This is a genomic window from Streptomyces filipinensis (genome assembly GCF_014649495.1).
GTDB classification, from domain to species: domain Bacteria; phylum Actinomycetota; class Actinomycetes; order Streptomycetales; family Streptomycetaceae; genus Streptomyces; species Streptomyces filipinensis.
Window position 1 is genome coordinate 1 of sequence record NZ_BMTD01000071.1, and the last position, 1,253, is coordinate 1,253.

General features: G+C 70.2%; 1 protein-coding gene. It reads left to right on the forward strand.

The window, feature by feature from the left end; genetic code table 11:
- Positions 1-144: 144 nt before the first annotated feature.
- Positions 145-1,253 (forward strand): ISAs1 family transposase (locus IE244_RS41505; protein WP_229854920.1); only part of this gene is annotated, 1,109 nt, incomplete at its 3' end.

A 1,253-nucleotide genomic window follows, 5' to 3' on the forward strand; every position in this document is an offset into this window, starting at 1 on the left:
CAGGGGTGTTTCAAAGTCCTCGTGAGTGCTTGAGCCCGCAGGTCACGGCTGTGCAAGGGGTCGTGGCTGGCCCGTCACGAACGCATCGAAGCTCCGGTTGGACGGGGCGACCTTCCCAAGTCGCCTCGAACCACCGGAGCTTCGATGTGCCGTAAGTCTGCCACCGTCTGCCTGGTCAAGTCACCGGCCCTGGGCGGTGTGACGGGACTGTCGCTGGTGGAGCGGCTGCGGCTGCTGCCTGATCCGCGACGGCGTCGCGGGGTGCGTCACCCGTTCGTGGGGGTGCTGCTGGTTGCCGCCTGCGCAGTCGTCGCCGGCGCCCAGTCGTTCGCGGCCATCGGCCAGTGGGCGGCGAGCGCCCCGCAGCACGCCCTGGCCCGGCTGGGCGCCCGCGCCGTCGGTGCACTCGGCGTACGGGTTGCCCCGAGCGGCGCGACGATCCGCAGGGTCATCGCCCTGGCCTGCCCCGGAGGCCTGGCCGATCTGACCGGCGCCGATCCCGCCGGCTCGGAATCACTGGCCATCGACGGCAAGGCCGCCCGGGGCTCCCGGCAGGGGACCACACCCGCCGCCCACCTCCTGGCCGCGATGACGGGCGACGGCCGGACCGTCACCCAGCTGAGGGTGTCGGAAAAGACGAACGAGATCACCGCCTTCGCAGCACTGCTGGATCCGTTCGACCTGGCCGGCACCGTGGTGACCGCCGATGCCCTCCACACCCAGCGTGAGCACGCGAAATGGCTGGTGGAAGCGAAGAACGCGCACTACCTGATGGTCGTCAAGGGCAACCAGCCGAACCTGCACGCGGCGCTGAAGTCCCTCCCGTGGAAGGAGGTGACCGCCCGCCGCTATGACCGCGAGACCAGTCATAGCCGCCGGGAGACCCGGACGACCAGGGCACTCACCGTCACCGGCCTCGGCCTGGACTTCCCCCACGCAGCCCAGGCCATGCGTGTCCTGCGCCACCGCACCGACCTGACGACCGGAAAGGTCAGCCGCGAGACCGTCTACGCGATCACGGACCTGACCTCCCGTCAGGCTTCACCACAGCGGCTCGGCCGGCTCGCCCGCTCGCAATGGACCATCGAGAACCGGCTCCACTTCGTCCGCGACACCGCCTTCCGCGAGGACGCCTCGAAGATCCGCACCGGCCACAGCCCCGAGAACATGGCAACCCTGCGCAACCTGGCGATCAACACCCTCCGCAACGCCGGCCACCAGAACATCGCCGCCGGCCTACGGCACGCCTCCTA